17 protein-coding genes are annotated in these 20,962 nt (G+C 55.6%); 7 read left to right on the top strand and 10 right to left on the bottom strand.

Going from position 1 to position 20,962, the window contains the following annotated elements; genetic code table 11:
- Positions 1-588 carry a DUF1802 family protein gene (locus tag AC0YNU_RS22575; protein ID WP_475760855.1) on the bottom strand — a complete coding sequence of 196 codons (588 nt, stop codon included), beginning with the start codon at positions 586-588 and terminating at the stop codon, positions 1-3.
- A gap of 157 nt (positions 589-745) precedes the next feature.
- Here AC0YNU_RS22575 and mtnK point away from each other — a divergent pair, with 157 nt between their 5' ends.
- Together mtnK and mtnA are read left to right on the top strand one after the other, a co-directional pair.
- Positions 746-1,966 (top strand): S-methyl-5-thioribose kinase, encoded by a 1,221-nt coding sequence (mtnK, locus tag AC0YNU_RS22570; RefSeq protein ID WP_475760853.1) that lies wholly within the window; start codon positions 746-748, stop codon positions 1,964-1,966.
- Between the two features lie 19 nt (positions 1,967-1,985).
- Positions 1,986-3,062, top strand: coding sequence for an S-methyl-5-thioribose-1-phosphate isomerase (gene mtnA / locus AC0YNU_RS22565; RefSeq protein ID WP_475760851.1), 1,077 nt, complete (start codon positions 1,986-1,988; stop codon positions 3,060-3,062).
- 79 nt (positions 3,063-3,141) lie between these two features.
- On the opposite strand, the gene AC0YNU_RS22560 is transcribed toward mtnA, so the two are convergent.
- The gene (locus tag AC0YNU_RS22560; RefSeq protein ID WP_475760849.1) at positions 3,142-3,447 is read right to left on the bottom strand and encodes a YunC family protein; all 306 of its coding nucleotides are present in this window, start codon (positions 3,445-3,447) and stop codon (positions 3,142-3,144) included.
- Positions 3,448-3,641: 194 nt separating this feature from the next.
- Here AC0YNU_RS22560 and AC0YNU_RS22555 point away from each other — a divergent pair, with 194 nt between their 5' ends.
- Positions 3,642-4,103 (top strand): hypothetical protein, encoded by a 462-nt coding sequence (locus AC0YNU_RS22555; RefSeq protein WP_475760847.1) that lies wholly within the window; start codon positions 3,642-3,644, stop codon positions 4,101-4,103.
- Between the two features lie 116 nt (positions 4,104-4,219).
- On the opposite strand, the gene AC0YNU_RS22550 is transcribed toward AC0YNU_RS22555, so the two are convergent.
- Complete coding sequence (locus AC0YNU_RS22550) at positions 4,220-4,615, bottom strand: DUF423 domain-containing protein (RefSeq protein WP_475760845.1); 396 nt, start codon at positions 4,613-4,615, stop codon at positions 4,220-4,222.
- 80 nt (positions 4,616-4,695) lie between these two features.
- Between AC0YNU_RS22550 and AC0YNU_RS22545 the strand changes: the two genes are divergently transcribed.
- Positions 4,696-5,154, top strand: a complete 459-nt coding sequence (locus tag AC0YNU_RS22545) for a hypothetical protein (protein WP_475760843.1) — start codon at positions 4,696-4,698, stop codon at positions 5,152-5,154.
- 225 nt (positions 5,155-5,379) lie between these two features.
- On the opposite strand, the gene AC0YNU_RS22540 is transcribed toward AC0YNU_RS22545, so the two are convergent.
- The gene (locus tag AC0YNU_RS22540; RefSeq protein ID WP_475760841.1) at positions 5,380-8,118 is read right to left on the bottom strand and encodes a glycoside hydrolase family 38 N-terminal domain-containing protein; all 2,739 of its coding nucleotides are present in this window, start codon (positions 8,116-8,118) and stop codon (positions 5,380-5,382) included.
- A 186-nt stretch (positions 8,119-8,304) separates the two neighbouring features.
- Positions 8,305-9,456, bottom strand: a complete 1,152-nt coding sequence (locus AC0YNU_RS22535; protein WP_475760839.1) for a LacI family DNA-binding transcriptional regulator — start codon at positions 9,454-9,456, stop codon at positions 8,305-8,307.
- A 212-nt stretch (positions 9,457-9,668) separates the two neighbouring features.
- Here AC0YNU_RS22535 and yhbH point away from each other — a divergent pair, with 212 nt between their 5' ends.
- On the top strand, positions 9,669-10,829 hold the full coding sequence (gene yhbH / locus AC0YNU_RS22530; protein ID WP_475760838.1) for a sporulation protein YhbH: 1,161 nt from the start codon (positions 9,669-9,671) through the stop codon (positions 10,827-10,829).
- 189 nt (positions 10,830-11,018) lie between these two features.
- Here the strand turns inward: yhbH and AC0YNU_RS22525 are convergent, their stop codons facing one another.
- A complete protein-coding gene (locus tag AC0YNU_RS22525; RefSeq protein WP_475760836.1) occupies positions 11,019-12,254 on the bottom strand; it encodes an MFS transporter in 1,236 nt (411 codons plus the stop codon).
- A 173-nt stretch (positions 12,255-12,427) separates the two neighbouring features.
- Here AC0YNU_RS22525 and AC0YNU_RS22520 point away from each other — a divergent pair, with 173 nt between their 5' ends.
- Entirely contained in the window at positions 12,428-14,284 is a 1,857-nt protein-coding gene (locus AC0YNU_RS22520) for an LTA synthase family protein (protein ID WP_475760834.1), read from the top strand.
- A 73-nt stretch (positions 14,285-14,357) separates the two neighbouring features.
- On the opposite strand, the gene AC0YNU_RS22515 is transcribed toward AC0YNU_RS22520, so the two are convergent.
- Positions 14,358-15,617 (bottom strand): ATP-binding protein, encoded by a 1,260-nt coding sequence (locus AC0YNU_RS22515; RefSeq protein ID WP_475760831.1) that lies wholly within the window; start codon positions 15,615-15,617, stop codon positions 14,358-14,360.
- Between the two features lie 220 nt (positions 15,618-15,837).
- On the opposite strand from AC0YNU_RS22515, the gene AC0YNU_RS22510 reads away from it, so the two are divergent.
- A complete protein-coding gene (locus tag AC0YNU_RS22510; protein ID WP_475760829.1) occupies positions 15,838-17,286 on the top strand; it encodes a SpoVR family protein in 1,449 nt (482 codons plus the stop codon).
- 169 nt (positions 17,287-17,455) lie between these two features.
- Here the strand turns inward: AC0YNU_RS22510 and AC0YNU_RS22505 are convergent, their stop codons facing one another.
- Genes AC0YNU_RS22505 through AC0YNU_RS22495 form a run of 3 tightly spaced genes read right to left on the bottom strand, consistent with a single transcriptional unit; the run spans position 17,456 to position 20,820 of the window.
- Positions 17,456-18,337 (bottom strand): transglutaminase family protein, encoded by an 882-nt coding sequence (locus tag AC0YNU_RS22505; RefSeq protein ID WP_475760827.1) that lies wholly within the window; start codon positions 18,335-18,337, stop codon positions 17,456-17,458.
- Positions 18,334-19,335: an alpha-E domain-containing protein gene (locus AC0YNU_RS22500; protein WP_475760825.1), complete on the bottom strand. Its 1,002-nt coding sequence runs from the start codon at positions 19,333-19,335 to the stop codon at positions 18,334-18,336. Before AC0YNU_RS22500 ends, AC0YNU_RS22505 begins: the two co-directional genes overlap by 4 nt.
- Positions 19,336-19,359: 24 nt before the next feature.
- Positions 19,360-20,820: a circularly permuted type 2 ATP-grasp protein gene (locus AC0YNU_RS22495; protein WP_475760823.1), complete on the bottom strand. Its 1,461-nt coding sequence runs from the start codon at positions 20,818-20,820 to the stop codon at positions 19,360-19,362.
- Positions 20,821-20,962 lie beyond the last annotated feature (142 nt).

Genomic DNA, 20,962 nt, shown 5'->3' with positions numbered 1-20,962 from the left:
CTACTTGGCCGTGGCACGCCGGATTTCGGCGGCTTGCCGCACGAATGTTTGGTCGTCGAGCACGGGGTATGCGGCGACGTCCGCGGGCAAAAATTCCAGATTGACCCAAGACTTGCAGCCCGTGTATGCATCCTGCATCGGCAGCGATACGCAGCGCTCCAATTTATACACGCGAAGCAGCAGCAGATGAAGCGGCTGCTTTCTTTTCCATTTTAAGCGATCTTCGGTAAATGTATCCGTCCAGATGTGGAAATCCGCCAGCTGATCCACCGTTTCCTGATCGTAGATTTCGATATCGTCCACCGCTTCGGCATACGACGTGATTTCCACGGTCGGCGATCCCGGCGTCCACGACTCCAGTACCGTTTTGAGATCGTCCCGATACGCTTCCTTCAACAGCTCCGGCTTCTGATGCTCAAAGGCCGGAAGCAGGAAGAAACGCGGGGATTTCAGCTGAAAATCGCGCGTCTCCTCCGCGATTCCGCCTTTGCGCAGCACCATGATCTGTTTGCCTTCGGTCAGCGCTTTTACGGCGACGGCCCATTCCTTCAGCGCGATTTTTTGTTCCATTTTGATCTCGCTGCCCATGCTCGTTTCCCCCTCGCTTGTTTGTATTTAGAATAATTATAACAAATAGAGGTATTCCAACGCGAAATTTTTTTCGCTATACTATACTTATTTGGGGTCAAAACGTACGTACGGCGGGCCCTTCCAACCATTACAACGATTCGGAGGTGGACTATTCATGTCTGCTTATCATCCCTTAAATGAAACAGAAGCTATCGAGATCGCCCGCAAGCTGGAGGGCGTATTCCAACCAGGCGCGCAGCTGGCATGCCGCGAAATCGGTGACGGCAACCTGAATTTGGTCTTCCATATCGCCGATCCGGCAACCCAAAGCAGCATCATCATGAAGCAGGCGCTTCCTTACGCAAAGGTTGTCGGCGAGTCATGGCCACTGACGCTCGACCGCGCGCGCATCGAGAGCGAGGCGCTGATCCTTGAGGGCAGTCTTGCGCCAGGGCTCGTTCCCACGGTTTACCTGTATGATCAGGATCTGGCGCTGACGATCATGGAAGATTTGAGCGATCACGTCATCATGCGTCAAGGCTTGATGAACGGCACGCGCTACCCGCTGTTCGCCGGCCATATCTCCACGTTCCTCGCGCAGACGCTGTTCTTCACGAGCGATCTCGGCCGCAACCAGCAGGAGAAGAAGCTGCTGGCACGCAGCTTCACCAACCCGGAGCTGTGCAAAATCACCGAGGATCTCATCTTCGACGATCCTTACCGCGACGCGGACACGAACAGCTTCGACGAGAGCATCCGCGACGAAGCGCAGGCGCTGTGGAACGATGGCGAGCTGCACCTCGAGGTCGCCCTGCTCCGCGAGAAGTTCCTCACGCACGGGCAGGCATTGCTGCACGGCGATCTGCATACAGGCAGCATCTTCATTACGCCGGAATCGACGAAGGTCATCGATCCGGAGTTCGCCTATTTCGGTCCGATGGGCTTCGATATCGGCGCCGTACTAGGGAATCTGCTGCTGAACTATGCGGCACGCGAAGGCTTGGACAAGTCCGATGCCGAACGCGAGGATTACCGCGCTTACTTGCTGAATTCCGTTACGGACATCTGGTCGCAATTCGAAGCGAAATTCCTGGCGTTGTGGAACGAGAACGGCGTTGACCGTTTGGCGAATACCGCGCCTGGGTACAAAGAAAATTATATGCAGCGCCTGCTGCAGGACGCGATTGGCTTCGCCGGCTGCAAAATGGTCCGCCGCGTCGTCGGGCTGGCGCATGTCGCGGATATCGACAAGCTGGAAGACGCGGCTGCTCGCGAACGTGCGCAGCGTCTTGCGCTCCGTATCGGTAAATCGCTTATTAAGCTGAACCGCCGCGCTGTCTCGATCGATCAATTGGCCGATGCCGTGCAATCGGCTTCGGCAGCGGCTAAGGCCTAAGGAAAGGAATACAACCTTCATGGAAACTACTGAATCTACAGAATATCAAGGCTTGCAATCCGTCATTTGGTCCGGCGTACAACTCGATCTGCTCGACCAGCGACTGCTGCCCGAAGAAATCGTCTATCTGCCGCTCGTATCCGCTCAAGACGTATGGGAGGCCATTCGTCACCTTAAAGTTCGCGGCGCGCCGGCGATCGGGATTGCCGCAGCATATGGCGTCGTGCTGGGAAGCCGGAACGCGGAGGGGGACTTGTCCGCATGGCTCCAGGTTGTCCGCGAGACGGCTGCCCATCTTGCGACATCGCGGCCGACGGCCGTCAATCTGTTCTGGGCTCTCGATCGGATGACCGCACGCGCAGAAGCGATCGCGGCTTCCGGCACGGACTCGGACTTGGCCGCGTGCAAAGAAGCGCTGCTGCAGGAAGCGATCGCGATTCAAAGCGAAGACGAGGAAACGAACCGCCTGATCGGCGAGCATGCCCTCACGCTCTTCCAGGACGGCATGGGCGTGCTGACGCACTGCAACGCCGGCGGACTGGCAACGGCCAAATACGGAACGGCGCTCGCGCCGTTCTATCTCGCCTTGGAGCAGGGCATCCAGCTCCGCGTGTTCGCGGACGAGACGCGTCCCGTCCTTCAAGGCGCGCGCCTGACCGCCTTCGAGCTGCAGCAGGCTGGCGTCGACGTGACGCTCATCTGCGATAACATGGCCGGCATGGTCATGAGCAAAGGCTGGATCGACGCCGTCATCGTCGGAACGGACCGCGTGGCGGCCAACGGCGACGTCGCGAACAAGATCGGCACCTACAGCGTCGCCGTTCTCGCCAAGGCGCACGGCATTCCGTTCTACGTCGCTTGTCCGTTGTCGACGATCGATCTGAACACGCCTTCCGGCTCCGAAATTCCGATTGAGGAACGCCCGGCGGAAGAAATCACGGAAGGCTTCGGCAAACGCACGGCGCCGTCCGGCATCAAGGTGTACAACCCTGCGTTCGACGTGACGCCGAACGAATACGTGACCGCGATCATTACGGAGAAGGGCATTATCCGCCAGCCGTTCGACGTGAACCTGAAGGCGCTGTTCGATAACTAACAGCCATGCAAATAAGGCAGCCCGGCATAGAATTCATGTGCCGGGCTGCCTTTATATACATGGACCTTCCTTCTATCATCTATACCATCAAGAGCAGGGCGTCCGCCCCCTTCATTCCGACCGTAATGCCAAGCGTTTCCGCCGTTGCCGTGACCGATTCGAGAGGCGCTGCCATCAATTCCTCCAACGTCTTGACGCCAACCGCGCGTCCGGCGATAATGCCCCGATCCTTCAACCTGTCGTTCAGAAGCGCGACATCCAACGCTCCGCACATGATATATCCTTTGTCCGTCGCAACAGCCAGCAATGTCGTCTTCGGCAGCAGCACTTCAACGCCGAGCGCCGTACTGCCGTCCGCAAGCGGAATGGGTACCATTCGCATCATCCGAGCCACCTCCTCCCGCGACCACTGCTCCAGCATCTCTCCCTTAGGAAATTGCTTCTTCACTATATGCGGAGTCACGCCCCGGAGTGTTGGCGCATTCGACCAGTTTCCGTGGCAATCCCGCTCTTGGGACTACATAAATCATGGTGTAGATGGTATGATGGGGATACATAAGAACTAAATGGAGTCTACCGATGAAACCTTCCAACACGCGCACCAACCCGCCTGCCGCTTTTTTGTTTAACGTCGATCTACTTGTAGAAAGCGAATCCGACGCCAAGGCGCTGGAGCGGCTTCTTCACCTGATCAATAACGCCGGCTTCGCCGACTACCGGATCAAATCCGGCGTCCAGCTGGGACGAATGATTGAATCGCTGGAGAAACAGTATCCGTCCGAAGCCGTCCCGATCGAGCTGCCATCCGGTCGGCCGCCGGCCGACGCTGCCTTCGCGCCTTCCATCTTGGATCGAATCAAGGATTGCATCGCGACCAAATCGCTAATTCGAATCATGGTCAACAAAGGCTTCGGCGTTAGACTGAACATTCCGTGCCGCATCCTTCATTTGGACGAGTCCACGCAAATTTTGACCGTCTACCATGTGGATGAGAAGCAGGTCTATGCGTTCAGCTTGAATGAAATTGATGATTTCGTATAGCAAAAGAGCCCTCCTGCTTGCCGGTAATTTCGGCGCGGAGCGGCTCATTTTTTTGCGATCATTATGCGATTAATATGTAACGGGGTTATGCAGCCCCGAAGCCAGCTAGCCGTTTCCTACTCGGAGCTGCTTTTGGCTTTCCAAATGGAATGCGCAGCGAGCCCCCAAGCGATAATAAAGGCCAGTCCGCCGAACGGCGTAATGATGCCGAGCATATCCACGCCTGACAAGCTGAGCGCATACAGACTGCCCGAGAATAGGAAAATGCCCAGATGCATCAGACGCGCAGCCCAGCGGAGCTTGTTGTTGTTTTTTCCGATCCGATCCGCAGCCAGCGCGAGCAGCAGCAGTCCGATCGCGTGGTACATATGATAGCGAACGCCCGTTTCGAACACGTTCAACATGTCATCGGTTAATTTGTCTTTCAAGCCATGGGCGGCGAAAGCCCCCAGCACGACGGCAAGCAAAGCGTGAATCGCGCCGTAAGCCCCGTATTTATTGAACATTTTCATTTTCACTTTCATCCTTTCCAATGACTGTAAAATAAGTTAAAATGTACGAAAACGAAACGACTGCATAGAGGAGGATCTCCGTGAGCGAACAAGAACCGCCTGAAAGCGCATACCCGCAGTACGACTTTTCTCCCGTGTCGAATCCCGAGGGGGAGCCGCACAAGACCCAATCCAAGCTGGGCATCGCCTCGTTTATAATCGGGCTCGTCAGCCTTGTCGTCGTCATCGTTGCCGTCTTCGTATCGACATCCTTCATTATGGACCACATCACGCTTGACGGCAACTCCGAGACGCTGCGTTCGGATCTCGAAAATCAATTGAATGACGCCAACGATGTCATGCCGATCATCATTGCCGGTCTGATGATGCTGATCGCCTTCGGATCGAGCGTCGTGGGGTTGATTCTCGGCATCGTGGGCGCCTGCTCCAAGAACAAGAAAAAGACGTTCCCCGTCATTGGTATCATCCTGAATGCGCTGCTGCCGGTCGGTCTCGTCTGCTTGTTCGTGCTGGGCATTGCCTTAAGCGGATCGACCTAAGCATGCGCCGCTCGGCGAATGCGCTCGCCGAACGACGCGCATTGAATACGTGCATGAAATAAACACAAGAGGACCGCAGCGGAATGGCTGCGGTCCTCTTATTCGTTGCGGCTTGTTCGTTGCCTCTTATTCGTTGAGTTCGTTGTGGATTTTGCGTTGCACGTAATCGTTGCATCTGATCGTTGCACGTGATCGTTTCAAGCGGATGAAGCGACGCGGCGGCGGTTAGCCGCGAAATTTCACCATCACCGTCTGAATCGCTTTGGCGCCGAGCTTCAAGCTGAATTCGTCTTCTCCGGGTTGCAGGCCGTCAAAGTCTGCTAAAGGCTGCTCATCCAGCGTTACCGCGGACGAAGAGGCAAGCGGCCGGTCAAAGGCGATGACGGCCGAAGCCTCCTCTTCGCCGAGGTTCAGCAGTCGGATGACGAAGGCGTCCGTCTCGCGCTGCGCCCGAAGAAGCGCCGTCACGCGAATATTATCCCCATCCACCTTGACGAACGCATGCTCGGCCGGCAAGTCACGGGCGCGGATCTGCAGGTTCTCATATCGGATCTCATCCCTGCGAACGGACACGGTCCGTAATCCCGCGGCAAACTGCTCGCGCTCGCCCCATAGCTTCGGAAGCGGCTGACCGGCCGCGAACGGACGAATCGCATATTCGAAGTCCAGCTGGCGCAGAAGCTGTCCGCCGTCCTGCGGACCATCGACGAACACCTCTTTCCCCGTGCTGCGGAACAGCGTCAGCGCGGCTGTTCTCGCGGTATCCGGCTTTATAGTCAGCTCATACAATCCTTTCGTGTACAACGCAATGCCCGCCTCTTCATCCTCCAGCGCGACGAAGCCGTTGTAAGGCTCGTTGCCTCTGTTCAATTCCGAATACGCCGCATAATCCGGCTGCGCGATCTCCCGCTTTACTACGTCGTAAGGCGTACTCGCGTAATAATGCCCGGTTTGCCGCCCTGTCGGCAGCAGCAGCTTCAGCCGATGATCGCGCGCCGTATTGTGCACGCTCGTGCGGCAGCGCAGCACGGGATCGTTCAATCGCAGCTCGATGTCGGTCACGATCCGAAGCGCAGTCTTCTCCCTCTTCCGGCGCAGCTCATCCGGCGCGATCGCTTCCGGCACCAGGAAGGCGAGCTCCACGCGGGCGACGCTGACGAACGGCCCGTCGGTTACGGTCGATATTTCCGCCCGGCATCCGCTCGAGTAGAACGTCTCGTTGACGAGCGGCGCGATATGGTTCCAGCCTTCTCCGATATCCGCTTCATCCTCGAACGCCAACAATTGATCAAAGCGCGCGCCTGTCGCCCGATCGGTCACTTGAATGGTGCCGTTCTCGCGAACATGCAGAATAAGAAGGCCGTTGTCCCAGGTCGTCTCGTCCTGCTTCATCGTGCCGGTCACCCGCTTCGGCTGCACATGCTCCTTACGCCCATACTCCCCGCTTCCGAGCGGCGGCACCGTCTTGAATTGCAGCGCGTATGCACGATAGCCGAACGAAGGAATGCTGCCTTGAAAAGCAAACCTCACCCGCTCCACCGTCTCCGCCCCCGGAATGTCCCGGTAACGGTGAATCCGCTTGGCGATATTCGGCTTGCGATCGATAAGCTGTATATCCAGCGGCTGTCCGTCCGCATCCCGAAGCTCCAGGAACATGCCATGCTCGGGCCGCCGAAGCTCCGCTTCCACGATGACGACGCCGTCTACCGCTTCTTGAACGGCATTATAGACGACGAGAACATCGCTGCCGTCCATCGGCGCGGGATCAATGTGGTTGGCGAAATAGAGAGCCTGCTCATGCATCATCCGCTCCGCGATGAGACGGCTTTGATCGAATCGGTAGATCATATCCTGATGCACTTGGCTGATCGAGCAGCCGCAGATGGAATCGTGAGGATGATTTTGCATCAGATAGGTCCAAGCCCGATCCAGGAACGCGTGCGGATAAGACCGGCCTTCGAGCGAAGCGAAGACAGCCCAAGGCTCCGCCCATTTCTCCAGCAGCACCTCGCACTGCTGGTTCAATTGTTTCAGATGAATGCGCGACGAGAGTACATTGACGAGCACCATATTGTTCAGCCCGCTGTAACCGGGCGACTTCTGTTCGCCGCGGTGCAGACGCAGCTCGCCTGTCTTCCCTCGAAGCGCTTCCAAATATTGCTCCAGCGTCGCATGCACGAATTCCACGCCTTCCAGCTCGGAAGCGCCGTTCAACAGCTGCAGCAGCTCGGGCAGACGCGGCTCGATCTCGATGTGGTCTACGCCGTCAAGTCCTAACATAATATCCGTCGTCGCCCGCTCGTTCTTGTACGCCAGCATGTCCTGCGCCCGGCGAATGATCTCCTCGTCTTCATAGTGGAAGTTCCGGTCGGCAAACGGCCAGCGGATAAAGAAATAAAAGTCGCCGTAGGCGCGGTCCTCGTCAAGCTTCAGGCCGAGCACCGCACTGCCGTCCGCGCCCTCCCAGCGAATCTCCGCAGGGTCGCCGTTGCCGTGGAAACCGCGGAACAGGAGCGCATTATCGATGCCGAAGCCGCGGAGCAGCTGGGGCAGCTGGCTGTTGTGGCCGAAGATGTCGGGAACGTAGCCCGCTTTGACCGGTTCGGCGCCCAGGCTGCGCGAATCCCGGAAACCGCGCTGCAGGTTCCGAACCAGCGACTCCCCGCTGACCAGGAACTCATCCGGCATCACGTACCACGGCCCGACCGCGATGCGGCCCTCCCGGATGAAGCCCAGCAGCTGCTCCCGGCGCTCCGGCCGGATGTCCAAGTAATCGTCGACGACGATCGTCTGGCCGTCCATCAAGAAATAACGATAATCGGGATTGCCTGCCAGCGTGTCCAGCAGCTCGTCGAGCATGTAGACAAGCCGCGTTCGGAAGCTTTGAAAATCCTGATACCATTCCCGATCCCAGTGCGTATGCGACACGACGTACACCTTGCTGATCCGTTTCGACTCCGACATAGGCGCCTCCCGCTATGACAAATATTTGTAATATATGATATGTCGATATAGTATAACAATGCCAATCAGGCGTCAATGAAAAAAACAGAACCGCGATCTCGGGTTCTGTTCCTCTAGGCTTTCTATCGTTCAGCTAACGTTGTCACTGAATAATGCCAGATTCCGTCTTGCTTAGCCAGGCCTCGCTTATGCTCTTGGAGGCGCCGTCGATTCGCGGGCGACGATGTCCGGAACGAGCATGATTTTGCGGTACGGCGGGTCTCCGCTTTCGTTCATCAACTCCAGGATGTGCTCCCCGGCCAACCGTCCGACTTCTTCTTCATGCTGGTCGATATAGGTAAAGAAATCGAATTCGCGGCTTGGCGATAAATTATCGAACGCCACGATCGACAGATCCTCCGGAACGCGGAGCCCCAGCTGCTTGACGATGCGGTACAAGTGGAGCGCGACCGGACCGTTCAGCGCAATATAGGCGGTCGCCAATCCGGCTTCGACGCAGCCGCGAAGCGGATCGTCCGCACCGGCTTCTCCGTCCAGCACGGCATGCCCGGCATCTACCTTTAGCGCAAAATCCGTCAGCATAAGCGCGGGATTGATTTTCTCCCCAAGCTCCTTCATGGCGAGCAGGTAGCCGGACACGCGCTGTTCGATCGTCGTCGTCGACAGCGGCATGCCGGAGCAGATCGCAATTTCCCGATGACCGAGCGCATGGAGATGATTGACCGCCAGCCTCGCGGCTTCCACCCCGTCCGATCCGATAAAATGGGTCTCAATGCCCGTCAAATAGCGATCAATAATCAGAAACGGGAACTTCTCCAGCTTCAGCCGCAAGATTTCGTCGTTATGCGTCTTGGAATCGAGCGGGAAAATAATAAGCCCCTTCGCTCCCATCCTCAGCAGCTCCCGTATGGCCGCAGCCTCGCGTTCCTTCGAGCCTTCGGACAGCATGACGACGAGATGACAATTGGATTGCCGCAGCGCCTTGGCTATTCCGCTCTGCAGCCGCAGCATGAAGTAGTCGCTTAAGCTCGGCGTAATGAGGCCGATCAGTTTAAGCCCTTCCTCCTGATGCGGTGCCGTCCCTTCTTGAATGCCGCGCGTCCCTTCAATAAGAGCCGTCCCGCTCACATAGCTGCCCTTCCCTTGGATCCGGTGCAGCCACCCTTCCTTCGCCAGTCCCGTCAATGCGTTGGAAACGGTAATCCGACTCACGCCAAACTTCGCCATCAGGTCCTTCTCGGTCGGAATCTGATCGCCGATCTTCCAGCCTCCCCGGCTGATTTCATGCTTGATGTAATCCTGAATCACTTGGTAAATCGGTATCCGCTGCTCCTGCATCCTTGATTTCGATCCTCTCGTCTTTCGTCCTTTTCTAGCACTATGTTACGTATTATAACAAATATAGCCTTTCAGACAACCGTCATCCGTCGACAAGCCCACGATCGGGACAGCCGTCACAGGCTCGCGAAGTCATTTTGCCTCTCATATCGGACGCCGCGCTGAATACAATGAATAATAACAAGCTTATTCGGCTGGGGAGGTGTCTACGCATGGCAAATCTTAACGAACCGCTGTTTACCGTATCGCGTGAAGACTGGTCGCTCCATCGGAAAGGACATCAGGATCAGGCCAGACACCAACAGAAGGTCCGCGAGGCGATCAAGCAAAATCTGCCGGACTTGGTCTCTGAAGAAAATATTATCATGTCGGACGGCAAGCAAGTCATCAAAGTGCCCATCCGCAGTCTCGACGAATTCCGGTTCGTCTACAATTTCAACAAAAACAAGCATGTCGGTCAAGGCGACGGCGACAGCCAGGTCGGCGACGTGCTCGGCGTCGATCCCGCTTCCGCGCAGAAGGGCGGCAAAGGCGAGAATGCGGGCGATCAGCCCGGCGATGATATCGTGGAAGCCGAAATCAGTCTGGCGGAGCTCGAGACGATGCTGTTCGAGGAGCTGGAGCTGCCTTTCTTGAAGCAGAAGGACCGCGATCAGCTGGAAACGAAGGAAATCCGCTTCAACGACATTCGCAAGAAAGGCATCATGTCCAATATCGACAAGAAGCGAACCATTCTCGAGAACCTGAGGCGCAACGCGACGAGCGGCGCGCCTGGCATTCACGGCATTTCGCCGGATGACCTGCGCTACAAGACATGGGAAGAGATTATCAAGCCGCAGTCCAATGCGGTGATTCTCGCCATGATGGATACGAGCGGAAGTATGGGCAGCTTCGAGAAATACGTGGCCCGCAGCTTCTTCTTCTGGATGACGCGCTTCCTCCGGCATCAATACGAGCATGTGGAAATCGTCTTCATCGCGCATCATACCGAGGCGAAGGAAGTGACGGAGGAAGAATTTTTCACCCGCGGCGAAAGCGGCGGCACGATCTGCTCCTCCGCCTACATTAAAGCGATCGATATCATCGATAATCGCTACCCGCCGTCCATGTACAATATTTATCCGTTCCATTTCTCCGACGGCGATAATCTGACGAGCGATAACGAGCGCTGCGTGAAGCTGATCGGCGAGCTGCTCAAGCGGGCCAATCTGTTCGGCTACGGCGAGGTCAACCAGTACAATCGCTCCAGCACGCTGATGTCGGCCTACAAGCATATCAATTTGCCCAACTTCATGCACTATGTCATCAAGGAGAAAGGCGAAGTCTATAACGCGCTCAAGTCGTTCTTCCGCAAAAGAGAGCTTGCCGTTTAAGGTCTGATGTTGCCTTAGCATGCTACTCTCTTGTATTGTTGCATCTCTTACACTCTCTTATGCTCTCTTACACTCTCTTGCACTCTTCTTCACTCCCTGCCCTCCCTTGGACCTCCATATCATCGAAATGGCGCCGCAGGATAATCCTGCGGCGCCATTTATATATACGTTCCTTCGTTCTCCATCTGCCTACGAGGCATCCGCCCGGCTGTGCGTGCGAAGCGTTCCGCGGTTGTAGGCCAAAAATGTCGCCAAGCCGATCAGCCCGCAGATACCCGCGGCGACGAGCAGATACGGCAACGGCACGGTACCCGACAACGCCGTTCCGAGCAGCGGCCCGATGGTCCCCCGGATGCCGAAGAGCATGAAATGCAGGCCGACGACGACGGCTTCTCGACCCGGAGCGAGCCTGAACATATAAGTCAGAAACCCGATGTCCCAAATTGCGTCGCCTATCCCCTGGATGCCGCTGCCGATCAGCACGGCGGCATAATTGCCGAGCAGCGCGTAGCAGAGCGGGACGATCCCGAAGGCGGCAAGCCCGAAGGCAATCGTGTGTTTGGCCGACAATCTGTCGATGATTCGTCCGGTTATATAATAGCTGGACAAGAGTCCCAGGAAGTACACCGCCCTGGCCAGTCCGATCTGGGTATTGGACAGCTCGAGCCGTTCCACCTGCATGATGCTGTACAGCGGCCCTGCCAGCAAATTGGCGAAGCCCGTGAACGAAGTCGCCAGGAAGAAGACCGCGAGTTCCTTGTTATGCTTGACGAGCAGCAGCTGGGCGCGGAAATCGAATCGCTTGCCGCCAGGCTTGGATGGCGCCGCCTTCCGCGCCTTCATGCGGGCGAAGACCAGGATGGACAGTACGCCCGTAACGGAGGCGAAGACGAGCGGCAGCCTCGGCCCCGAGGCATCGATCCAGCGGCCGGCGAGAAAAGCCATCGGAATCATCAGCGCGCCCATGAGCACGCGCGTCATCCCCATCAGCCTGCCGCGGTTCTCCGGCGGATACATGCGGATGACAAGCGCGGCATAGCCGGGCGATTGAATGCCCATCAGCATCTGAAAGCCTAAAGCCGTGAGAACGTAGACGAGCGGAGCGCCGAAGAAAGCAGGAAGCAGGATAAGCAGCCTGCCGAGCAAGTTCGGTACGACGACGAACGGCTTCGGATCCGAACGTTCGATGAAGGCCGCCCATAACGGGGAGAACAGCAGCCCGACGGCAGGCGCCGCCGATATGATGCCGACCTCCAAATGGGAAGCACCTTGTTGAATCGCCATCGGCAAGTAAAATTGACCGAACATGACGTTAAAGAAGCTGAACAGAATCGCCGCCGCGACGTCGATCCGAAAATTAAACCACGCGCGATGGCCGAGCTTCAGCTCGATGGCATTCCATTTGGTCTTGAATTCGCTTGGCATAAGCGTTGATCCACTCCGTCGGAAATATATAAGCTTGGCCTAGTATAGCATGCATCGCGAGCGAGCAGGCGGATTTTATCCGTATTTCGGCTTTTGACAAACCAGCGCCGGCGAGAGCATAATAAACGTTGTGAGATTTGCAGCTAGCGTCTGTCGAAAGGAAGGTTATTTACATGCCTGCATGGTCATTCAAGCGGCTGATTCATATGAGGCCGTTTCTTTTTTTCACCCTGATTTTAATTATGAAAGGCATGCTCGCCTACTTTGTCATTTTCGACGGCGGTCCGTCCTGGACGCTGCTCGTGACTGAAATCCCGTTCTGCTGGCTGTTGTTCTGCCTGATCGAATGGTTCGCGACGAAACGCAAGCTCGTGTATTACGTGACGGTCAACCTCCTCGTCACCGCCATCTTCTTCGCGGTGATTATGTATTACAAATATTTCGGCATCATCGTTACGTATCATGCGCTCGAGCAGGTGAATCAGGTTACGGCCGTGAAGAGCAGCGTATTCTCGCTCCTCGATCCGTATTATTTGTTCATTTTTCTCGATATTATCGTCTTCTTCGTTCTTTTGTTCCGCCGCAAGCGGGCCTTGGATTGGAAAAGGATGAGCCAGCTGCCGCTTAACCGCGCGATCGTAACCGCCGTATTCATCGTTTCGCTTGCGCTGTGCCTGTTCAATATTTTGCCGAATCGGGCAAGCATGAACGAAATCGTGAAAGCCGAAGACATGGGCATTCTCAACTATGAGCTGTACACGATCTTCTCCGATCCGAAGCAGCCCACGCTGCCGATGAGCGAAATTACGCAGGCCGCGATCGACCAGGAAAAAGGCATTCAAGAGCCGGCTTCGCCGAAGTATTGGCAAGCGTCGCAAGGCAAGAACCTGATCATCGTTCAGATGGAAGCGTTCCAAAACTTCCTGGTCGGACTTACGATCGACGGACAGGAAATCACGCCGAACATGAACAAGCTCGCCAAGGAGCATATTTACTTCTCGAACTTCTACCAGCAGGTTGGACAAGGCAACACCTCCGATGCGGAGTTTGTCGTCAATACGTCCTTCTACACGCCGCCGACCGGCGCGGCATCCGTCGTTTACACCGACCGCGCGCTGCCGAGCCTGCCGAAGCTACTGCAGGCGAACGGATACCAGACCGCCACCTTCCATACAAACTTCGTGGAGTTCTGGAACCGAAGCGAATTGTATAAGGCGATCGGCTTCCAAAAGTATTACGATCAAAACTGGTTCGGCAAAGACGATACCGTATTCTTCGGCCCGTCCGACGAGGTATTGTATCAAAAAACAGCCGAAAAGCTGGACGAGATGCAGAAATCCGGACCTTTCTATTCGCAGCTGATTACGATGTCTTCGCATCATCCGTTTACGATTCCGGAGCGCAAATACAAAATCAAGCTTCCTGCACGGTATGACGGCACTTTCGTAGGCGACTACATCCGTGCGCAGAACTACGCGGATTACGCGCTCGGCCTATTCATCGACGATCTGAAGAAGCGCGGCATCTGGGACAACAGCGTATTCGTCATTTATGGCGATCATCTCGGCCTTCCGATCTACTCGCTGAACAGCGACGAGAAGAAGCTGATGAAGGAAATCTACGGCCGCGATTACGCGAATACGGACATGATCAACATCCCGCTCGTTATTTCGGCGCCAGGCGTCACGAAGCCAATGGAGTTGAAGCAAACGGGAGGACAATCCGATATCATGCCGACCGTTGCCAACCTGCTTGGCATTTCGCTTCAGGATCATATTCATTTCGGACAAGATCTGCTCAATCAAACGTCCAATATCTTGCCGGAACGTTATTACCTGCCCACCGGTTCGCTTCTGACGGATCACGACATGTTCATTCCAGGCACGAGCTTCAAGGATGGCACGAATCATCCGCTGCATGGCGATGAACAGGCTGCCGTACCGACTACGGAAGACCAGTACAACCGGGCGCTTAAGCTGCTGCAGCTGTCCGACAGCTATGTATCCCAGCTGCCGCCGGTAAAACCATAATTGCCTTGCAACCGCAACACCCCCGCCGAATTCGATTCGGCGGGGGTGTTTTTGTTAAGGGATTTCAATCGGATTAATTGGCTTGCTGGCTAATCGCATTGCTGAGACGGTACCTGATCTCGCATACCGTACCTTGTCCTCGCTTGCTGCTGAACGCAATCTGTCCGCCCATCACGCTGATCAGACTGACGACCACCATTAAGCCGAGGCCCGTCCCCTTCTCCTTGGTCGTAAAAAACGGCGTTCCGATCCGCTTCAGCTGCAGCTTGCTCATGCCTACTCCCGTATCCGCGATCGCGATGCATACCTGATGCTGCTCGACCCTCGTCGCGATGGACAGCTTCCCTCCGCCAGGCATCGCTTCTATCGCGTTCTTCAATAGATTCAGCAGGCATTGCTGGAATTTCTTCGGCTCGCCAAGAATGATGAGCGGGCAATCATCGTGATGCTTCATCTCGATTAAAACGTTGGACATATCGGCCAACGGAGCAATCCATGGCGTCAGCGCTTCGATCTCCGTCTTCACGTCGATCGGCCTCGCCTCTTCGACCGCCGGCTTGGCGTAATTCAAATAATCGGTAATGATCGATGTCGCATGCTCGACGCCTTCGATCGCATGTTTGCGGTAACGCTCCAGCGTCTCCGTGCTCAGGCTCTGCTTCCCCATCATTTGAAGAAACCCGCTCGTCATCGTCAGCGGATTGCGAACCTCATGCGAGATGGAAGCTGCGAGCTGTCCGAGCATCTGATATTTCTCCGCGTTATAGAGTTCCTCCATCAGCCGGCCTTGATTTTTGACCCGGTAGTGAGAATAGAGAACGACCGCAGTCGACGGTAGAGTACCGGCAAGAATACCGGCTGCCATCCCGGCATCCATCGCGGAACCGCGAATCGCCGATACGGAGAGGTACACGGCCGCGTGGACGGCAACCATCGACAGCGCCGCTGCCAAGATGAAGCCGAACGAGGTCCGGCGATAATAGCGGTCATGGAAAAACAGCCCCAGCAGCAAAAGTACCGTATTGCTAGACGCGTTGGCCATCCAATCCGTGCCGACGAACGCGATGCCGCAGCAAACGAAGGCCAGCCAGGTTACGATACCCACGAGCGCGCCTTCGAACACGGCGGCGAGCACGATTCCGATCGGCATCAGGTGCAGCGCGTACACGCGGACATCGATGGTTTCGAAGCCCAAGTAAATGGAAGAAAACACGATCAGTATCACGATGTAGAGCAGTTTTCTTCGGAACTCGCTTGCGAGCGCTTTCGGCGTGACGATCATAAACATCAGGCAGGCAACTAATATATATAGCAATTCATGAAATTCGTGCATGAAAACACTCAACATACCTGCGATTTTCGACTCCCTGAGTGAAAAAGAAAATGACTTTTTCCGCAAATTGGTTTTTTTTACCTCACAACTATACCATAGCCTTTCATGCCCTGACCAAACAATTTTAGCCGGTTAGAAGAGGCCTCGTGGACATATCGTTCCGCCCCTTCCCATACATATAGCTATGGAAATCAATTCGCATTGCGAGGGGGAAGCGAGCTTGCGGCAGGACGAGATCAAATCGCTCGAACGAGCTATAGATGAAATAACGGAAATCGCACAAGGATTCGGTCTTGATTTCTATCCGATGCGGTACGAGATTTGTCCGGCGGATATTATTTATACCTTCGGTGCTTACGGCATGCCGACGCGGTTCAGTCATTGGAGCTTCGGCAAGACGTTCAATAAAATGAAAATGCAGTATGATTTCGGTCTCAGCAAAATCTATGAGCTCGTCATCAATTCGAACCCTTGCTATGCCTTTCTCCTCGACGGAAATTCGCTGATCCAGAACAAGCTGATCGTCGCGCATGTCCTTGCCCACTGCGATTTCTTCAAGAATAATTCCCGCTTCAGCATGACCAACCGCAACATGGTGGAGAGCATGTCCGCCACGGCAGAACGCGTCAGCCGGTACGAGATGGAACACGGAACCGATGCCGTAGAGAAATTCATCGACGCCGTGCTTGCCATTCAGGAGCATGTCGATTCGACGCTCATTCGGCCGTATAAGCTGGACAAAGCCCACTACATCGAGCTGCTGAATCAACAAAACCAAACCGCGAAACCGCCTAAACAGTCGCAATACGATGACCTGTGGGGCCTCGACGAGCAAGTGCGCCAGGAAGCGGAGGCCGCCTCCGCGAAAGCGAACGCGGATACCAAGAAGTTCCCGCCGAAGCCGGAAAAGGACCTCATTTGGTTCATTGAGGAATATTCCCCTAATCTCCAGGATTGGCAGCGCGATATCATGTCCATGCTGCGGGACGAAATGCTCTACTTCTGGCCGCAGATCGAGACGAAAATCATGAACGAAGGCTGGGCTTCCTACTGGCATCAGCGTATCATTCGGGAGCTGGATCTCACGAGCGAAGAAACGATCGAATTCGCCCACCTGAATTCATCCGTCGTACAGCCATCCCGAAATTCGCTCAATCCGTACTACCTGGGGCTGAAAATCTTCGAGGATATCGAGAAGCGCTGGGACAATCCGACCAAGGAAGAGCAGGACCGATTCGGCCGCAAGCCCGGACTCGGCCGCGATAAGATGTTCGAAGTGCGGGAGTTCGATTCCGATATCTCGTTCCTGCGCAATTACTTAACGAAGAAGCTCGTCGCCGACCTGGACCTGTACGTCTTCGAGAAGAAAGGCGCCGAATGGAAAATTACCGAGAAAGCGTGGGAATCGGTCCGCGATCAGCTGGTCGTCTCGCGCGTAAACGGCGGCTTCCCCACCCTCGTCGTCGCCGATGGCGACTTCAACCGCGTCGGGGAACTGTTCCTCTTCCACAAATACGAAGGCGTGGAGCTGGATTTGAAATACGTGGAGAAAACGCTCCCCCACGTCGTTCAGCTTTGGGGCAAGACCGTGCATTTGGAAACGATCGTCGAGGACAAACGGATCGTGTTCAGCTGCGACGGGAAGAAGACGAGCCGGAAATTCATTTAAAAGGTGTATGCATAACGTCGCCCGCCTGAGACGCTGAGCTTAGGCGGGTTTTGCGGCGTTCGCGGAACGCAAAACAAAGACGCCCGCTCCGGCGCCTCATGCACCGTTGCGGCCGTCCATCCTCTCTCGAGTCCCGGGCTTGGACGATTCTCGGTCAAATCCATGCCATTCAATCGACCCGTCTCACATCCACCGTTACTTCCAGATCGGCATCGCCAGTCCCCATATAAACGCCTTTAACGGGCACGATATCTTTATAATCCCTGCCATGGCCCAATTTAACGTAACGCTCGCCAACCAACGCGTCGTTCGTCGGATCGAAGCCGCACCAGCCCATGCTCGGCACGTAAGCCTCCACCCACGCATGCGAGGCTTGTTCGAAGTCCGCGCTGCCGCCTTGCAGATCGCCGACAAAATGATAGCCGCTCACGTAACGCGCCGGTACGCCCTTCGACCGGCAGGATGCGATCATCAGATGCGCGAAATCCTGACATACCCCTCGCCGCCGATGCAGCATATCGCTCGCGATCGTGTGTACGTTCGTCGCCGCCGTATCGTAGACGAACTCGCTGCGAATCTTGTTCGACAACGCGAGCAGCCAGCTGTATACGCCGAGATGTTCCTCGCCGGCTTCGTTCTGAATCGTCGCCTCGGCGAACGCCGCCAGTTCGGGCGTAATGCCCGTGTAATCGGTCGGCAGCAAGTACTCCGCGAACCGGTTGGACGCCTTCTCGCTTGTCAGCCAATCCCATGCTTCCTTCGGCGGCGCCGCGTCTTTCCCTCTCGGAGGTCTGAGCGCCTCCCGCGTGACAACCGTCATCTGGGAGCGGATCGTCAGCTTCCGATGCAGATGATTGACCGAGAACACATGCACCTTATTGCCGAAATAATCGTCATAGCTGAACAAGGACGCATTGGGCTCCACCGCGATGGAGTGCTGGTAACACGACTGCTGTTCATTCGTGAAAGGCGTCAGACGAAGCTCATTGACACTGTCCGATACCGCAGTCTCGTAGGCGTATTGCGTCGTATGCGAAATATGCAGCTTCATGCGCTGACCTCCCCGAAGCGAAAAAAGGTTTGGGCAAACGAGCCCCCAAGCTGACCTGCCGCGGAGAGCAGACGTCCGGTAACGATGCCTTCTTGATCCAGCTGCAGGTCTTCCCGCTCCAAGCAGGCAAGCTCTGCCTTCAGCTTCACGACTTGGCGAATGATCCGGTCATGCGCGGAGCGCAGCTGCTTCTCCTGAAGCTGAATGCCCCGCAGATGCTCATCCAAGGCATGCAGCGAGAAATGAACGGAACGCGGGAACACCTCGTTCAGCACCAGGAACTCGATAATGGCCTCCGCCGAAACCCCGTCCGCGTAATATCGGCGGAAAGCCTGATAGCCGCTGACGGAGCGCAGTACCGCCTGCAGATACGGGTACAAACCGTAGAAATCCTCCGTCTCCGGCGCAGCCGACGACTTCGCGGTTACGGCAGACTGAATAATCCGCAGCGTGTTCTCGGTTCGTTCCAGGAAACGGCCGCATTCGATGAAATGCCATTCGTTCTCGCGCGGCATGATGGACTGCGTGACACCGTGAAACATCGCCGTCCATTCCTTGATCCGTCCGAAAAACTGATGCGGAGATTCCTTGGTCAAGTCGCCGGCCTGCTTCTCCCGCAGCCACAAATAAAAGCCATTCGTCACGTCCCACAGCTCGCTCGGCAGCTTCTCCCGCAGCGTCCGGACGTTATCGCGGGCATGATTGACACAGGTCACGAGCGAATTGGCATTGTCGCGATCCAGCGTGATGTAATGAACGACATCCTGTTCGATATAATCGCCGTACTGCTGTTCATAGGCGTCACGGCTGCCCAGCGCATCGACGATCCTTCCCCATTTGCATAAAGCCCGAGGCATGTTGTCTTCGTCGCTGCGCGGAAACGCGATCGTATCCTCCGCCAGCAGGTGAAAGTGTACATCGATCAGCCGCGCGTGGTTCTCCGCGCGCTCCATATACCGGCCGATCCAAAACAAAGCTTCCGCATTACGGTTCAGCATCGTTCATCCCTCCGTTCATCTTCCTTAACGACTGAGCACCCATGTATCCTTAACGCCGCCGCCCTGCGAAGAATTGACGACGAGCGAGCCTTCCTGAAGCGCGACGCGGGTCAATCCGCCCGGAATGACATGCATCTGCGAATCGCCCATCAGGACGAATACGCGCAAATCGATATGCCGCGGCTGCATGGCACCGCCAAGCATAACCGGCGCCCGTGACAACTTCATCGTCGTTTGCGCGATATAGCGGCCCGGATCGCGCTGGATCGCATCCGCGAAGGCGTGGATTTCCTTCTGCGTCGCCGCCGGACCGATAAGCATGCCGTAGCCTCCGGAGAGGGATGTTTCCTTGACGACCAGCTGGTCCAAATGCGCTAACGCATATTCCCTGTCTTCCTTGCGCGAGAGTATATAGGTCGGAACATTATGCAAGATCGGCTCTTCGTTCAAATAATAACGAATCATTTCCGGCACGTACGCATAAATTGCTTTATCGTCGGCGACGCCGGTTCCGGGCGCATTGGCAATCGCGATATTGCCCGCCCGATAAGCATTCATCAGCCCCGGTACGCCGAGCAGCGAATCCCCCTGGAACGCCAGCGGATCCAAATAATCGTCGTCCAAACGCCGGTAAATCACATCGACTTGACGCAATCCGCTCAATTCTCGCAAATAAATTTTATGATCCTTATAGACGAGATCTCGTCCTTCTACAAGATGGATACCCATTTGCTGGGCAAGAAAAGCATGCTCGAAATACGCGGAGTTGTAGGCGCCAGGCGTCAACAATACGATGAGCGGATTGCGTTTCCCGGAAGGAGCCAGACTGCGCAGCGAGCGAAGGAAAACATTCAAGCTGCGTTCGATATCCGATACGGCGCTGGACAGGTAAAGTTCGGAGAACAGCTCGCTCATCAAGCTTCTCCCTTTATATAAGTAGGAAAACCCGGACGGCGTTCGCAGATTGTCCTCCAGGACGAAGTAACGGCCTTCCTCATCTCTAATTAAATCTATGCCCGACGCCGTCATATAGACGTTCTGCGGCACATGGAGCCCTGCCATCTCGGGACGGAAATATTTATTACCGATAATCATCGCCCGCGGGATGATACCGTCTTGTACGATCGCTTGCTCATGGTAGATATCGCGAAGAAACGCATTCAACGCTTTCACGCGCTGCTTCATGCCTCGCTCGACGGTGTCCCATTCGTGTCTGGGGATGATGCGGGGAATGTAATCAAAAGGGATCGTGCGTTCCAGCGGCTCGCTCTGATTTTGGGAATACAGCGTAAAGGTGATTCCTTCCTCCAGCATCCGCTGTTGAATCGCGGCGTGCCGCGCAGCCAGTTCCGACGGTTTCATGCGGGCGAATGTTCGGTGGACCCCTTCGTAATGCGACCTTACGGCCAGATCCATATCAAACATTTCATCGTAAAACGACTGTGAATCGTAAGAGTGGAATTGTGATTGCATCGCCATCGACATGATTACCGCCTCCAAAACCATCAGTTGTCAATTTCGTGTCAGTTTTCAACAAAATTCTACATGAAACCCAGGTATTTTTTGGATGTTCTCTACCTAAATCATACTCAATCTCGCTTCTTACGTCAACTTTAATGACATGTAA

Source organism: Paenibacillus sp. J31P316 (assembly GCF_056269105.1).
The sequence above is the reverse complement of the archived record's forward strand: the minus strand, read 5'-3'. Positions and strand labels throughout refer to the sequence as shown.

Bases quoted from the DNA above. Each gene is read 5' to 3' on its own strand.
- mtnA (WP_475760851.1), top strand. From the start codon at position 1,986: ATGGAAACTACTGAATCTACAGAATATCAAGGCTTGCAATCCGTCATT.
- AC0YNU_RS22555 (WP_475760847.1), top strand. From the start codon at position 3,642: ATGAAACCTTCCAACACGCGCACCAACCCGCCTGCCGCTTTTTTGTTT.
- mtnK (WP_475760853.1), top strand. From the start codon at position 746: ATGTCTGCTTATCATCCCTTAAATGAAACAGAAGCTATCGAGATCGCC.
- AC0YNU_RS22575 (WP_475760855.1), bottom strand. From the start codon at position 588: ATGGGCAGCGAGATCAAAATGGAACAAAAAATCGCGCTGAAGGAATGG.
- AC0YNU_RS22500 (WP_475760825.1), bottom strand. From the start codon at position 19,335: ATGCTGAACCGTAATGCGGAAGCTTTGTTTTGGATCGGCCGGTATATG.
- AC0YNU_RS22495 (WP_475760823.1), bottom strand. From the start codon at position 20,820: ATGTCGATGGCGATGCAATCACAATTCCACTCTTACGATTCACAGTCG.
- AC0YNU_RS22560 (WP_475760849.1), bottom strand. From the start codon at position 3,447: ATGATGCGAATGGTACCCATTCCGCTTGCGGACGGCAGTACGGCGCTC.
- AC0YNU_RS22535 (WP_475760839.1), bottom strand. From the start codon at position 9,456: ATGCAGGAGCAGCGGATACCGATTTACCAAGTGATTCAGGATTACATC.
- AC0YNU_RS22540 (WP_475760841.1), bottom strand. From the start codon at position 8,118: ATGTCGGAGTCGAAACGGATCAGCAAGGTGTACGTCGTGTCGCATACG.
- AC0YNU_RS22525 (WP_475760836.1), bottom strand. From the start codon at position 12,254: ATGCCAAGCGAATTCAAGACCAAATGGAATGCCATCGAGCTGAAGCTC.
- AC0YNU_RS22505 (WP_475760827.1), bottom strand. From the start codon at position 18,337: ATGAAGCTGCATATTTCGCATACGACGCAATACGCCTACGAGACTGCG.
- AC0YNU_RS22515 (WP_475760831.1), bottom strand. From the start codon at position 15,617: ATGCACGAATTTCATGAATTGCTATATATATTAGTTGCCTGCCTGATG.
- AC0YNU_RS22520 (WP_475760834.1), top strand. From the start codon at position 12,428: ATGCCTGCATGGTCATTCAAGCGGCTGATTCATATGAGGCCGTTTCTT.
- AC0YNU_RS22550 (WP_475760845.1), bottom strand. From the start codon at position 4,615: ATGAAAATGTTCAATAAATACGGGGCTTACGGCGCGATTCACGCTTTG.
- yhbH (WP_475760838.1), top strand. From the start codon at position 9,669: ATGGCAAATCTTAACGAACCGCTGTTTACCGTATCGCGTGAAGACTGG.